Genomic DNA, 13,646 nt, shown 5'->3' with positions numbered 1-13,646 from the left:
AGTTCAACGAGGGCGAGACGATCGTCAACGGCGCCAACTTCTTCCAGATCAACGGCCGTGAGGACGGCGTGCGCTCGTCGTCGTCGGTGTCCTACCTGCACCCGATCCTCGAGCGCGAGAACCTCACGATCCTCACCGACCACTGGGCGCGCAAGCTCCCCGTCGAGGACGGCCGGTGCATCGGCGTCGACGTCGTGCTCTCCGACGGCATCCACTCGCGCCGCATCACTGCGCGCAAGGAGGTGGTGCTGTCGGCCGGCGCGATCGACTCGCCGAAGCTGCTCATGCTGTCGGGGATCGGTCCCGCGGATCATCTGCGCGAGGTCGGCATCGATGTCGTCGTCGACTCCCCCGGCGTCGGCTCGCACCTGCAGGATCATCCCGAGGGCGTCGTGCAGTGGGAGGCACGCAAGCCCATGGTGACGCGCTCGACGCAGTGGTGGGAGATCGGCATCTTCTCGCCCACCGAGGAGGGCCTCGACCGTCCCGACCTGATGTTCCACTACGGCAGCATCCCGTTCGACATGCACACGCTGCGGCAGGGATATCCGACGTCGGAGAACGCGTTCTGCCTGACACCCAACGTGACGCATGCGCGGTCGAAGGGGACGGTGAGGCTGCGCAGCATCGACTACCGGGACAAGCCGAAGGTCGATCCGCAGTACTTCACCGACCCGTACGACATGGCGATCATGATCGCGGGGGTGCGACGGGCGCGCGAGATCGTGGCACAGCCGGCGATGGCCGAGTGGGCCGGCCGCGAGCTGTCGCCCGGCGAGGACGTGCAGACCGACGAGGAGATCGCGGACTACATCACCCGCACGCACAACACCGTCTATCACCCGGTCGGGACGGTACGGATGGGCGCCGCGGACGACGACGATTCACCGCTCGACCCGGAGTTGCGGGTCAAGGGGGTCGAGGGGCTGCGCGTCGCCGACGCCTCGGTCATGCCGAAGATCACCGCCGTCAACCCCAACATCACGACGATGCTCATCGGCGAACGCTGCGCCGACCTCATCCGAGGCGCTTCGCGCTCGTGAGCGAGTTTCCGGTGTGGAGACCGGAAGATCACTCACGAGCGGCGGCGCCGCCACAGGGCGAACGAGCCGGCTGCGGCGAGGAGGCCGCCGCCGAGCAGCACCCACGGCGCCGCCGCGGGTGACTCGGCGGGCGATTCGGCTGGCGGTGCGGCCGACGCCGCGCCGTCCCCGGACCGCTGCTCGTGGAAACGTTCGACGACGTCCGGGATCCGCAGGATCGGCGGCAGGGGCCCGCCCCGCGCCTCCGACGCGACGAGCAGATCGCCGTTCGGGCCGAACGCGACGGCCTCGCCCTGCGGCTGCGGGGGCAGCTCCGCCGTGACGTCGGGCCCAGCCGTGAGCGCCGCCGCGATGTCGCGGCCGCGGAGGTCGAACAGGTGGACGTGGCTGTAGCTGCGGACCGCCCCGACCGAGCCGTCCGCCGCCACCGCACCGCCCGTGAAGACCGACTCCGACAGCGCGGCGCCCGCGTCCTGACGCTCCGTGAGGTCGAGATCCCCGATGTCCTCGAGCGGCGTCGGGCCCGGCTCGGCGAGCTGGTCGACCGGCACCGGCGTGCGGTAGATCCCGCTCGGGCCGAAGAGGTTCTTGGTGACGATCACGGCGACGCCGTCGGCGCCCATGAGGATCGTCTCGGCGTCGTGCGGGCCGTCGGGGTACGTGAGCCGGTGCAGGGTCCCGGTGCCCGTCGCCGGATCGACGGAGATCAGCGCGACGGTCTCACGACGCCGCGCGTTGTCGCCGATGTCGGCGAACCACAGCGTGCCGTCCGCCGTGCGCGCGAGATCCTCGACGTCGTACGGGTCCACGGGCAGCGGAATCCAGCGCCGCACGGAGCAGTCCGGCCCGAGTTCGGCGACGGCGTCGTCGGACCCGCTGTCCCCGACGACGTAGAGACTCTCGCCATCGACGGCGAGGCCGGAGATCTCGTCGAGCCGTGGATCCGGATCGGTGGGGGTACAGAGCGTCTCGGCGTCGCCGAGGTCCGCGATCGCTGCATCGCGCGGCGCGGGCTGGGCGGCAGCGGTCCCCGCCGTGAGGACGACGGCCGCCGAGGCGACCGCGACGACCGCTCTCCTCACCGGGCGGGCGAGCCCGTGAACTCCGCGAGCACTCCCGCGAGCGGCGGTGCGACGAGTGCGCGAAGGTGGGTGCCGTCGCCTTCGTGCGCGCTCTCCAGGATGCGGCCTTCGGCGTGGACGCGCGCGACGAGATCGCCCCGCGTGTACGGGATCACGACGTCGATCTCGACGTCGGGGCGGTCGAGCAGATCGTCCAGTCGCGCCCGGAGTTCGTCGATCCCCTCCCCCGTCCTCGCCGACACGAACACGGCTCCGGTGAGCAGCCCACGGAGCTGGGTGATCGTCGTCGGGTCCGCGGCGTCGATCTTGTTCACGACGATCAGCTCGGGCGGCGGCGGCGCGTCGCTCTCGCGCAGCACCTCCGTGACGACTTCGCGTACCGCCTTGATCTGTTCGGTCGGCAGCGCATCGGAGCCGTCGACGACGTGCATGAGCAGGTCCGCGTCCGTGACCTCCTCGAGCGTCGACCGGAACGCCTCGACGAGCTGCGTCGGCAGGTGACGGACGAATCCGACGGTGTCGGTGAGGACGTATTCGCGGCCGTCGTCGAGCTTCGCCCGGCGGCTCGTCGGATCGAGCGTCGCGAACAGCGCGTCCTGGACGAGGACGCCACTGCCCGTGAGGGCGTTGAGCAGACTCGACTTGCCGGCGTTGGTGTATCCGACGATCGCGACGTTGGGTGTCGCGCCGTGGACGCGGCGATCGCGTTTGGTGTCGCGTGCGGCCTTCATCGCCTTGATCTCGCGGCGAAGCTTGGCCATGCGCTCGCGGATGCGGCGGCGGTCCGTCTCGATCTTCGTCTCACCGGGACCGCGCAGACCCACACCGCCGTTGCTGCCGGCGCGGCCGCCCGCCTGGCGCGACATCGACTCACCCCAGCCGCGCAGCCGCGGCATCATGTACTCCATCTGCGCGAGCGCGACCTGCGCCTTGCCTTCGCGCGACGTCGCGTGCTGCGCGAAGATGTCGAGGATGAGCGCTGTCCGGTCGATCACCTTGACCTTGACCACGCGCTCGAGGGCGGTGAGCTGCGCCGGTGTCAGTTCGCCGTCGCAGATGACGGTGTCGGCGCCGGTCGCGAGCACGATGGCGCGCAGTTCCTCCGCCTTGCCGGATCCGATGTAGGTCGCGGCGTCGGGTCGGTCACGGCGCTGCACGAGTCCTTCGAGGACTTCGGAGCCCGCGGTCTCGGCGAGCGCAGCGAGCTCGGCCATGCTCGCGTCGGCCTGGGCGGCCGATCCGGACGTCCACACCCCCACGAGGACGACCCGTTCGAGGCGAAGCTGCCGGTACTCGACCTCGGTGACGTCGGCGAGTTCGGTGGACAGGCCAGCGACGCGACGCAGTGCGCCGCGGTCGTCGAGCTGCATCTCGCCGGTCGACGGTGCGATGCCGCCGCGGCTCACGCGGGGGCCCGCATCGGCTGCCGTGCGATCGGAGGAATCCGAGGAGAAGGAGGCGCCGGCATCGGCTGCGGCGTCCGGTTCGGTGGCGGCATCGGCCGCGTGCGTGTTCGTCATACCCCACCATGATCCCACGGATCGCGGCCGGTACGCACCCGACTTTCCGGGCAGCCGTCCCGGTCGGGCCCGGTTCGGCCGCGCGGTGCGCTCAGCCGAGCGTCTTCCACCACCGCTCCGACAGCGATCCGGAGGCGAGCAGCACCGACGGACCGCGCAGCGTCGCCGTACCGCCGTGGATCGTCACGAGGACGTCGCCGCCGGGGACGCGGACGGTGAGTGCGCCCTCGTCGAGGCCGTCGTAGCGCAACGCCGCAGCGGCCGCGGCGACGGTTCCCGTACCGCACGACCTGGTCTCGCCGACCCCACGCTCGTGGACGCGCATGTCGACGGCGCCGTTCTCGAGCGGCGTCACGAGTTCGACGTTCACGCCCTGCGGGAAGACGCCCGGGTCGAAGCCCGGTGCGCCGCCGAGATCGAGTGCGGCGAGCGACGACGCCGTGAGGTGTGGGTCGACGCAGGCCAGATGCGGATTTCCCACGTCGATCCCGACACCCGTGAACACCCGCCCCGACACCGTGGCGGTCGACTCGCCCAGCACCCGCACGGCGCCCATGTCGACGGTGACGTCACCCGCCTCGGGGTCGGCGTCGTGCACGACGACCGGCTTCCCGCCGGCACGGCTGCCGACGACGAACTCGGTGCGCTCCTCGAGCCCCGACGCGACCAGGTGATGCGCGAAGACGCGGACGCCGTTGCCGCACATCTCCGCGATCGAGCCGTCGGCGTTGCGATAGTCCATGAACCAGTCGTCCCCGGTCACGCCGTCCGGAAGCGCATCCAGCACACCCGCGCTCACGAGGGCACCGGCGCGCGCGACGCGGAGCACGCCGTCGGCGCCGAGACCACGGCGGCGATCGCACAGTGCCGCTACCCGCTCCGGCCGCAGGTCCACACCGACGTCCTCGTCCGGCAGGACGACGAAGTCGTTCTGCGTGCCGTGCCCCTTCACGAAGGGGATGCCGGCCGTCCGGCCGTCCCCGAGTCCAACCGCGTCACCCATGCCCGGCAGTCTAGTCGGCGCGGCGGTCGCCTTCCCCTGACGAGACGTCGTCGACATGCCGCGCGACGCGCTCGGCGACGTCGGATTCGGCTGCGTCGAACCACGTGATCCGCTCGTCGCGGCGGAACCACGATCGCTGCCGCCGGACGTAGCGACGGGTCCCGATGAAGGTGCGCTCGCGCGCGTACGCGAGGTCGGCGTCGCCGTCCAAGTACTCGAGCACCTGCGCGCAGCCGATCGCACGACGCGCGGTCGTCCCCTCCCGCAGGCCGTGATCGGCGAGGTGGGCGACCTCCGCGACGAGGCCGTCGTCGAACATCCGCTCGGTGCGCTGCGCGATGCGGCGATCGAGCTCGTCGGTGTCGCGGTCGATGCCGACGAGGATCGCGTCCCAGCGGGGCCGTCCCCGCTGCGGTTGCGACGCCGCGAACGGTGCGCCCGTGATCTCGACGACCTCGAGCGCCCGCACCATCCGGCGCCCGTCCGTGGGAAGGATCGTGGCCGCGGCCTCGGGATCGCGCTCGCGCAGCGCGGCGTGCACCGCGTCGACCCCGGCGGTGTCGAGAACGTGCTCCCACCGGGCGCGCACCTCGGGATCGGTGGGTGGCAGCTCCCACGAGTCGAAGAGCGCCTGGACGTACATCATCGACCCGCCGACCACGATCGGGACGAGGCCGCGAGCCCGGATGTCGTCGATGTCGGCAGCGGCCGCGCGCTGATACCGCGCGACCGTCGCGGTCTCGGTGACGTCGAGGACGTCGAGCTGGTGGTGCGGGATGCCGCGGCGCTCGCGCACGGTCGCCTTGGCCGTCCCGATGTCCATCCCGCGGTACTGCTGCATCGCGTCGATGTTGACGATCTCGCCGCCCCGGTGTTCCGCCAGGGCGAGTGCGAGCGCCGACTTTCCGGTGGCCGTCGGCCCGACGATCGCGACGGGCCGGGGCGGCGGGGCCTCGTTCGTGCTCACCCGCGCCACGCCCCCACGTGATAGCCGACGCCGAACGGGGCGGCGCGATAGAGCTCGACGACGTCGGCGGGCGGGGCGCCGTCGAACAGCCCGGCGAGGGTGTACCAGGCCGCGACGGCCGAGACACCCACCTCGCGGGCGAGCGCCCCCGGCACCTCCGCGAGCGCGGAGGGATCGCCCCCGGCGAGCGCGTCGTCCAGGCGGGCCTGCAGCTCCGGCCCGCGGTGGTCGAACGCGCCGGGGGCACGCTCCGTGAGCGTCGTGGCGCCGTCCGCGACGACGAGCACAGCGCTCACCTCTCGCTCACGATCGAGCCGGGCACGCAGGCCGCGGCCGAATTCGGTGGCCTGCGCTCGGTCCCAGGCCCGCGGCACGAGCCGGACGTCGAGCGCCACGTGCGGCGTCCAGGTGGCGCGCACCCACCCGGCGATCAGCCCGGGCAACGGCATCAGCGGATCCGGCGCGCCGAGATCGTTCCCGCCGAGATGCACGGCGACGTCGGCGCCGAAGCCCGCGAAGGTCCCCGTGCCCCGCAACTCGCGCACGTCGTCCGTGTCGCCCGCCCCCACCACGACCCACCGATCTGCGGCGGCTGCGAGCGTGCCGGCGAGGGATTCGACGGCTTTGCGCAGGTCGTGGATGTCCGCGCCGCCCGCGAGTTCGGGGACGAGCACGGGTGGTGACGGGACGAAACCTGCGGCGGCGAACACGGAAGCAACGGTAGCCGAACCCCCCGAAACGACCCGCGCGTCACCGCGAGTCCCGATCCACGTGATTCGATAGCCGCGTCGGCCCGATACCGGGTTCAATGGAATCCGACACGAGCACCCGGGGAATCCGACACAGGCACCCGGCCGCGGCACGGGGCCCGGACGTGCGCAGGCAGCCGTGACGCGCGGCAGAGAGGTGGACGACCGATGACCGAGAACCACGACACGGGGAGCGTTCGCGACCCCGCAACGCACCCCGGTCCCACGCCGGGGCCCGGTTCCGCACCGAAGCCCGGCTCGTCCCCCAAGCCCGGTCCCTCCCCCAAGCCCGGTCCTGTGCCGCGCCCTGGTCCCCACACCGCCGCCGCGACCGAGCCCCACGCACCGGTCCTGCCCGCGAGCGATCCCGCGAAGTGGGGCCGCGTCGACGACGACGGCACCGTGTGGCTGCGCACGACGGCAGGCGAACGCGTCGTCGGGTCGTGGCAGGCGGGCGACGCCGCCGAGGGCCTCGCGCACTTCGGACGGCGATTCGACGATCTCACGACGGAGGTCGCCCTCCTCGAGGCGAGGCTGTCCGCGCACAGCGGCGACCCGCGCAAGACGCGTGCAGCCGCACTGACCCTGATCGAGACGTTGCCGGACGCCGCCGTCGTCGGCGACGTCGAGACGCTCGAGGCGCGACTGCGTGTCATCGCCGCCGACTCGGAGGTCGCCGCCGAGACCGCGAAGGCCGAACGCGAGACGGTGCGGCAGGAGAGCGCCGATCGCAAGGCCGCACTCGCGGACGAGGCCGAGGCGATCGCCGCGGATTCGACGCAGTGGAAGGCCGCGGGCGACCGGCTGCGCGAGATCCTCGACGAGTGGAAGACCATCCGCGGCGTCGATCGCAAGCTCGACGATCAGCTGTGGCGGCGCTATTCCAAGGCACGTGAGGCCTTCAATCGCCGGCGCGGCGCCCACTTCGCGGAACTCGACCGCGATCGTGCGGCGGCGAAGGCCCGCAAGGAGGAGCTGGTCGAGCGAGCCGAGGCGATGGTCGACTCCACCGACTGGGGCCCCACGTCCGCCGCCTTCCGTGAACTGCTCGCCGAGTGGAAGGCCGCCGGCCGCGCGCCCCGCGACTCCGACGACGCGCTCTGGAAGCGTTTCAAGGGCGCTCAGGACGTCTTCTTCGCGGCGCGCAACGCCGCGAACTCCGAACGCGACGCCGAGTTCGAGAACAACGCGGCGGCGAAGGAGAAGCTGCTCGCCGAGGTGCACGTCGACCCCGAGCGCGATCTCGCGGGCGCCCGTGCGGCACTGCGCGAACTGCAGGAGAAGTGGGACGCGATCGGGAAGGTTCCCCGCGAGCGGATGCACGACCTCGAGTCCCGGCTCCGCGCCGTCGAACACAAGGTCAGGGACGCGTCCGACGCCGAGTGGCGACGCAGCGATCCCGAAGCGCACGCACGCGCCGCGCAGTTCCGCGAGCGGGTCGCGCAGCTCGAGGATCAGGCCGAGAAGGCCCTCGCCGCAGGCCGGCAGAAGGACGCGGACCGGGCGCTCCAGCAGGCGGCGCAGTGGCGCGAGTGGGCCGAGGCCGCCGAAGGCGCCGTCGGCGGCTGAGCCGGTCCGTCAGAGCGGTGGGCCGAGCACCGGCCCGCCCTCGCCACGCTCCTCCGCCTCGGCGGCGGCCGCGCGGCGACGTTCTTCGGCCTCGAGCTGACGTGCGGTCTTGCTCCACACGACACGGACCCAGTGGAACGTCAGCACGATGATCGTGAGCCATCCGAGAACGAGCCCGAGGCCCGGACCGGCCTCGGTCACGTCGGGGGCGGTCTGCCGGGTCCAGATCGCGAACATGCCGAAGACCATCGACACCGCGCTGCCCGCCGCCGCGATCCACGCGACGAACCACCGGCGCGTCACGAGCGCGAGCATCGACGCGACGACACCGAACACGAGCGCGAACCACACGAACAGCACCGAGGGCACCCGGATCGCCTCGGCGTCGGCGCGCTCGCCGAACGTGAGGACGTCGAATCCGCTCGCCGATCCGGTGTGCGGGAGCGCGAGCGACACCAGCAGCACGACGGTGCCGACGGCGACGACGAGAGCCCGTGCGCCGGGATCGATCTCGCTCGCCACCTTCTTCTCGGTCGCGTCGGCCTCCTCCCGGTAGCGGGCGAACGTCTCGCGTTCGCTCATGTCGCCGGAGTCGCTCATGCGCTGCATCCCATCTGTGCTGGTTCGGGTGCGGGCGCCCCCACCGCAGGTATTCCGAGCCCGACGCCGATGGGCGGGGTCTTCGGGGTGACGCCGGATTCGAAGGAGTCCCCGGCACGGGTGCGCCGGTGACCGTGGACGTCGCCGTCGGCGACGAGGTGGTGGGGGGCCGCGCCGGTGACCGTCACGGTCACCAGATCGCCGGGACGGATCGCGCCGTCGAGCGTTCCCTCCGGACGGAAGTGCACGAGGCGGCCGTCGCGGGCGCGTCCGCTCATCCGCGCGGTCGCGGCGTTCTTGCGGCCGTCGCCGTCGGTCACGAGCAGTTCCACCTCGCGTCCGACGATCTTCCGATTCTCCTCGAGGCCGATGGCCTCCTGCAGCGCGATCAGCCGCTCGTAGCGGTCCTGCACGACGTGCTTGGGGAGCTGATCGGCCATGTCGGCGGCGGGCGTTCCCGGCCGCTTCGAGTACTGGAAGGTGAACGCTCCCGAGAACCGCGCCCGGCGGACGACGTCGAGAGTTCCCTGGAAGTCCTCCTCGGTCTCCCCCGGGAACCCGACGATGATGTCGGTCGTGATCGCGGCGTGCGGCATCGCGGCACGCACCTTGTCGAGGATCCCGAGGAACTTCGACGTCCGGTACGACCTGCGCATCGCCTTGAGGACGCGGTCCGATCCGGACTGCAGGGGCATGTGCAGCTGCGGGCACACGTTCGGGGTCTGCGCCATCGCATCGATGACGTCGTCGGTGAACTCGGCGGGGTGCGGCGAGGTGAACCGGACCCGCTCGAGCCCGTCGATCTCTCCGCACGCGCGCAACAGCTTCGCGAAGGCGCCGCGATCACGGGGGGCATCGGGATCGGCGAACGACACCCCGTAGGCGTTGACGTTCTGGCCGAGCAGCGTGACCTCGGCGACGCCCTCGTTCACGAGGGCCTGCACCTCGGCGAGAATGTCGCCCGGCCTGCGGTCGACCTCCTTGCCGCGCAGCGACGGAACGATGCAGAAGGTGCACGTGTTGTTGCATCCCACCGAGATCGACACCCAGCCCGAGTACGGCGAATCGCGCTTGGCCGGCAGCGTCGACGGGAACGCCTCGAGCGCGTCGAGGATCTCGACCTCGGCACGGCGGTTGTGCCGCGCGCGATCGAGCAGCGCGGGCAGCGACCCGAGATTGTGCGTGCCGAAGACCACATCGACGTAGGGGGCACGCGAGACGACGGTGTCGCGATCCTTCTGCGCGAGGCACCCGCCGACCGCGATCTGCATGCCGGGGTTCGCTTCCTTCACGGGCGCGAGATGACTGAGATTGCCGTACAGCTTGTTGTCGGCGTTCTCGCGGACCGCGCACGTGTTGAAGACGACCAGATCGGGCGAGTCGCCCTGGTCGGCCCGCCGATAGCCCGCATCCTCGAGCAGGCCGCCGAGCCGTTCCGAGTCGTGCACGTTCATCTGGCATCCGTACGTGCGTACCTCGTACGTCCGCTGCGCGTCCGTCGTGCCGGAACCGTTCGAATCCACGCGTTCCAGGGTACGGCCGGGGCGTGGCGCGAACCCAATCACCCGGCACTCACGGCTCCGGAGCCACGGGCATTCCCGGTGCGTTCGGGCCCGAACTGTCCGGATCGGGTTACCACGCCCGAGCACTTCGACGGTACTGTGCCAATGCTCGCAGCGACCCGACACGATCCTTCGCGCGAACTCCGCCGTCTACACCTAAGGTTTGCGATTATGACGAACGCCGACGACTCCGTCGTCCCCGCAGCGGGTGACGCCACACCGATGATCTCGATGCACGACGTCGAGAAGACGTTCGGTGATCTGCACGTGCTCAAGCACATCCAGCTCGACGTCCCAGCCGGGCAGGTCGTCATCGTGCTCGGACCGTCGGGGTCGGGCAAGTCGACGCTGTGCCGCACCATCAACCGGCTCGAACCGATCGACTCGGGTTCGATCGCGATCGACGGCAAGACGCTCCCCGAGGAGGGTCGCGCGCTCGCGCAGCTGCGCGCCGACGTCGGCATGGTGTTCCAGCAGTTCAATCTGTTCGCGCACAAGACGATCCTCGAGAACGTCATGCTCGGCCCGCTCAAGGTCCGCAAGAAGGGCAAGGACGAGGCCAAGAAGCGAGCACTCGAACTGCTCGACCGCGTCGGCATCGCGAACCAGGCCGAGAAGTACCCCGCGCAGCTCTCCGGCGGACAGCAGCAGCGTGTCGCCATCGCACGCGCCCTCGCGATGGACCCCAAGGTCATGCTGTTCGACGAGCCCACCTCGGCGCTCGACCCCGAGATGGTCAACGAGGTCCTCGACGTCATGACTGCCCTCGCGAAGGAGGGCATGACGATGCTCGTCGTCACCCACGAGATGGGCTTCGCGCGCCGCGCGGGCGACCGCGTCCTGTTCATGGCGGACGGCGAGATCGTCGAGGACACCGACCCGGAGTCGTTCTTCACGAGCCCGAAGTCGGACCGCGCCAAGGACTTCCTCGGCAAGATCCTCAGCCACTGACACCAGCCGAAGTCACCGACTTCGCGCTTCTGCTGTTCCGGCGCGGCGACAACCGAACCGGCAGCGTTCGGATTATCCATTCCACAACGAAGGGAACTCGATGAGGATCACACGAACGGTCCGGACGGCCGTCGCCGCGCTCGCCCTGGCCGCCGTCGCCACGGCGTGTGGTGGCGACGAGGAGCGCAGCGCCACACAGAGCGCTGCGGAGGGCAACCTCACCGTCGGCATCAAGTTCGACCAGCCGGGCCTCGGCCTGCGCACCCCGGACGGCAGTTTCACCGGTTTCGACGTCGAGGTCGCGAAGTACGTCGCCGACAAGCTCGGCGTCGCACCGGAGAACATCGAGTGGAAGGAAGCACCTTCCGCGCAGCGCGAGACGCTGATCCAGAACGGCGAGGTCGACTACGTCGTCGCGACGTACTCGATCACCGACGCCCGCAAGGAGAAGGTCGACTTCGCGGGCCCGTACTTCGTGGCCGGACAGTCGCTGCTCGTTCGTGAGGACAACACGGACATCACCGGCCCCGAGTCGCTCAGCGGCGGCAAGCGGCTGTGCTCGGTGACGGGCTCGACTCCCGCCCAGAACATCCTCGACAACTACGCCGGCGACGTGCAGCTTCAGCCGTACGACACCTACTCGGCCTGCGTCGAGGCGCTCCGCAACGGCTCGGTCGATGCCGTCACCACCGACGACATCATCCTCGCCGGCTACGCCGCGCAGTACCCCGGCGAGCTCAAGGTCGTCGGCGAGCCCTTCACCGAGGAGCGCTACGGCATCGGCCTCGCGAAGGGTGACGACGAGACCCGCGGCACCATCAACGACGCCATCGACGAGATGATCTCCGACGGCTCGTGGGAGGCCGCCTTCGAGGAGACCGTCGGCGCGTCGGGCTACGCACTGCCGACTCCGCCCACGGTCGACCGCTACTGACGATTCCCCCACGGTTCCGCCGATCACCTCCGCCACGAACGGAACGTGATCGGCGGAATCGTCCCGCCCCACCCTGATCAGGAGAGGGTTCGTGAACCTACTCGACAAATACGGCGATCAGCTGATCGACGTCTTCTGGATGACGATCAAACTGACGGCGCTGTCCGCGCTCGGTGCGCTCGTGATCGGAACGGTGCTCGCAGCGATGCGGGTCTCGCCGGTGCCGGTCGCGCGTGCGATCGCGGCGACGTACGTCACGATCTTCCGTAACACCCCCCTCACCCTGATCATCATCTTCTGCTCGTTCGGGCTGTACCAGACGATGGGTGTCGCCCTCGCGCAGGAGACGTCGCCGACCTTCCTGGCCGACAACAACTTCCGGCTCGCGGTCCTCGGCCTCGCGGTGTACACCGCGGCATTCGTGTGCGAGTCGCTGCGGTCGGGCATCAACACGGTCAACGTCGGCCAGTCCGAGGCGGGGCGGTCGCTCGGCCTGACGTTCTCGCAGAACCTCCGCCTCGTGGTTCTGCCGCAGGCCTTCCGCGCGGTTCTCGCACCGCTCGGCAGCGTGCTCATCGCACTGACGAAGAACACGACGATCGCGTCGGTCATCGGCGTCGCCGAGGCGTCGTTCCTCATGAAGACGATGATCGAGAACGAAGCCGCGATCTTCGTCGTCGGTGGCATCTTCGCCCTCGGCTTCGTGATCCTGACCCTGCCGATGGGCCTGCTCTTCGGCTACCTGAGCAAGCGATTCGAGGTTGCCCGATGAGTTCAGCGACCGTTCTGTACGACGCGCCGGGCCCCAAGGCGCGCGCGGTCTACCGGGCCGCCTCGGGTGTGGCAGCGCTGCTGCTCGTCGCCGTCGGCTTCCTCGTCTACACGGCCCTCGACGACAAGGGCCAGCTCACTGCGGACAAGTGGGAGCCGTTCCTCGAGTCGAGCACGTGGTCGACGTACCTGATTCCCGGTATCCAGGGAACGATCGTCGCCGCCGCGCTCTCGATCGTCTTCGCCCTGATCCTCGGCTTCGTGTTCGGGATCGGCCGGCTCTCCGATCACGCCGCGATCCGGTGGTTCTGCGGCGCCGTCGTCGAACTCTTCCGCGCGATCCCCGTCCTGATCCTCATGATCTTCACGTATCAGGTCTTCGCCGAGTACCAGGTTTTCCAGTCTCGCTACCTGGCACTCGCGGCGGTCGTCACCGGCCTGACGCTCTACAACGGCTCGGTCATCGCCGAGATCGTCCGTGCCGGCATCAAGTCGCTCCCGAAGGGACAGTCCGAGGCCGCCTACGCACTCGGCATGCGCAAGAGCCAGGTCATGGCGACGATCCTGTTGCCGCAGGCCGTCACGGCGATGCTCCCCGCGATCATCTCCCAGATGGTCGTCGCGCTGAAGGACTCCGCGCTCGGCTACATCATCGGCTACGTCGAGGTCGTCCGCTCCGGCCAGCAGGTCGGCGCCTTCTACGGCAACTACCTCCCGGCCCTGCTCGTCGTCGCCGCGATCATGATCGCGCTCAACAGCGCGCTCACCGCACTCGCGACGTGGGTCGAGAAGCGGCTGCGCACCCGCGGACGCGGCGCCGCCCCGACTCAGGCCCCCACCGACGTCGCGGTGCCCGGCATGGATCTCACCGACCGGCGCACCTGACCCGCCCGAA

The 13,646-nt window shown here is 70.4% G+C and carries 13 protein-coding genes; 6 read left to right on the top strand and 7 right to left on the bottom strand.

Annotation, left to right across the window (positions count from 1 at the left end; genetic code table 11):
- On the top strand, positions 1–1,043 hold a 1,043-nt coding region (locus tag RR1_RS18040; protein ID WP_040772610.1), incomplete at its 5' end, for a GMC family oxidoreductase.
- Positions 1,044–1,075: 32 nt separating this feature from the next.
- Here the strand turns inward: RR1_RS18040 and RR1_RS18035 are convergent.
- From RR1_RS18035 to RR1_RS22075, 5 genes are all read right to left on the bottom strand, one after another.
- Positions 1,076–2,125: a hypothetical protein gene (locus RR1_RS18035; RefSeq protein WP_010837645.1), complete on the bottom strand. Its 1,050-nt coding sequence runs from the start codon at positions 2,123–2,125 to the stop codon at positions 1,076–1,078.
- Entirely contained in the window at positions 2,122–3,645 is a 1,524-nt protein-coding gene (gene hflX, locus RR1_RS18030; RefSeq protein ID WP_010837644.1) for a GTPase HflX, read from the bottom strand. The genes RR1_RS18035 and hflX overlap by 4 nt, the downstream gene beginning before the upstream one ends.
- Positions 3,646–3,736: 91 nt before the next feature.
- On the bottom strand, positions 3,737–4,606 hold the full coding sequence (gene dapF, locus RR1_RS18025; RefSeq protein WP_040772635.1) for a diaminopimelate epimerase: 870 nt from the start codon (positions 4,604–4,606) through the stop codon (positions 3,737–3,739).
- Between the two features lie 52 nt (positions 4,607–4,658).
- Entirely contained in the window at positions 4,659–5,624 is a 966-nt protein-coding gene (gene miaA / locus RR1_RS18020; RefSeq protein ID WP_010837642.1) for a tRNA (adenosine(37)-N6)-dimethylallyltransferase MiaA, read from the bottom strand.
- Entirely contained in the window at positions 5,612–6,325 is a 714-nt protein-coding gene (locus RR1_RS22075) for a class III extradiol ring-cleavage dioxygenase family protein (protein ID WP_010837641.1), read from the bottom strand. Before RR1_RS22075 ends, miaA begins: the two co-directional genes overlap by 13 nt.
- Before the next feature lie 207 nt (positions 6,326–6,532).
- Between RR1_RS22075 and RR1_RS18010 the strand changes: the two genes are divergently transcribed.
- Positions 6,533–7,933: a DUF349 domain-containing protein gene (locus RR1_RS18010; RefSeq protein ID WP_040772609.1), complete on the top strand. Its 1,401-nt coding sequence runs from the start codon at positions 6,533–6,535 to the stop codon at positions 7,931–7,933.
- 9 nt (positions 7,934–7,942) lie between these two features.
- Here RR1_RS18010 and RR1_RS18005 read toward each other — a convergent pair whose 3' ends face one another.
- On the bottom strand, positions 7,943–8,533 hold the full coding sequence (locus tag RR1_RS18005; protein WP_040772633.1) for an Rv2732c family membrane protein: 591 nt from the start codon (positions 8,531–8,533) through the stop codon (positions 7,943–7,945).
- Positions 8,530–10,056: a tRNA (N6-isopentenyl adenosine(37)-C2)-methylthiotransferase MiaB gene (gene miaB, locus RR1_RS18000; RefSeq protein ID WP_010837638.1), complete on the bottom strand. Its 1,527-nt coding sequence runs from the start codon at positions 10,054–10,056 to the stop codon at positions 8,530–8,532. The genes RR1_RS18005 and miaB overlap by 4 nt, the downstream gene beginning before the upstream one ends.
- A 261-nt stretch (positions 10,057–10,317) precedes the next feature.
- Between miaB and RR1_RS17995 the strand changes: the two genes are divergently transcribed.
- The 4 genes from RR1_RS17995 (at position 10,318) to RR1_RS17980 (ending at position 13,636) form a co-directional block, all read left to right on the top strand.
- Complete coding sequence (locus tag RR1_RS17995) at positions 10,318–11,046, top strand: amino acid ABC transporter ATP-binding protein (RefSeq protein ID WP_174555435.1); 729 nt, start codon at positions 10,318–10,320, stop codon at positions 11,044–11,046.
- Between the two features lie 100 nt (positions 11,047–11,146).
- The gene (locus tag RR1_RS17990) at positions 11,147–11,980 is read left to right on the top strand and encodes a glutamate ABC transporter substrate-binding protein (protein WP_010837635.1); all 834 of its coding nucleotides are present in this window, start codon (positions 11,147–11,149) and stop codon (positions 11,978–11,980) included.
- A 91-nt stretch (positions 11,981–12,071) separates the two neighbouring features.
- A complete protein-coding gene (locus tag RR1_RS17985; protein ID WP_010837634.1) occupies positions 12,072–12,752 on the top strand; it encodes an amino acid ABC transporter permease in 681 nt (226 codons plus the stop codon).
- Entirely contained in the window at positions 12,749–13,636 is an 888-nt protein-coding gene (locus RR1_RS17980; RefSeq protein WP_010837633.1) for an amino acid ABC transporter permease, read from the top strand. The genes RR1_RS17985 and RR1_RS17980 overlap by 4 nt, the downstream gene beginning before the upstream one ends.
- The last annotated feature ends 10 nt before the right edge of the window (positions 13,637–13,646 follow it).

Origin of the sequence: Rhodococcus rhodnii NBRC 100604, from assembly GCF_001894925.1 — a bacterium.
Lineage (GTDB): Bacteria > Actinomycetota > Actinomycetes > Mycobacteriales > Mycobacteriaceae > Rhodococcus_F > Rhodococcus_F rhodnii.
Note: the sequence above shows the minus strand (reverse complement) of the source record. Positions and strands in the feature narration are given on the sequence as shown.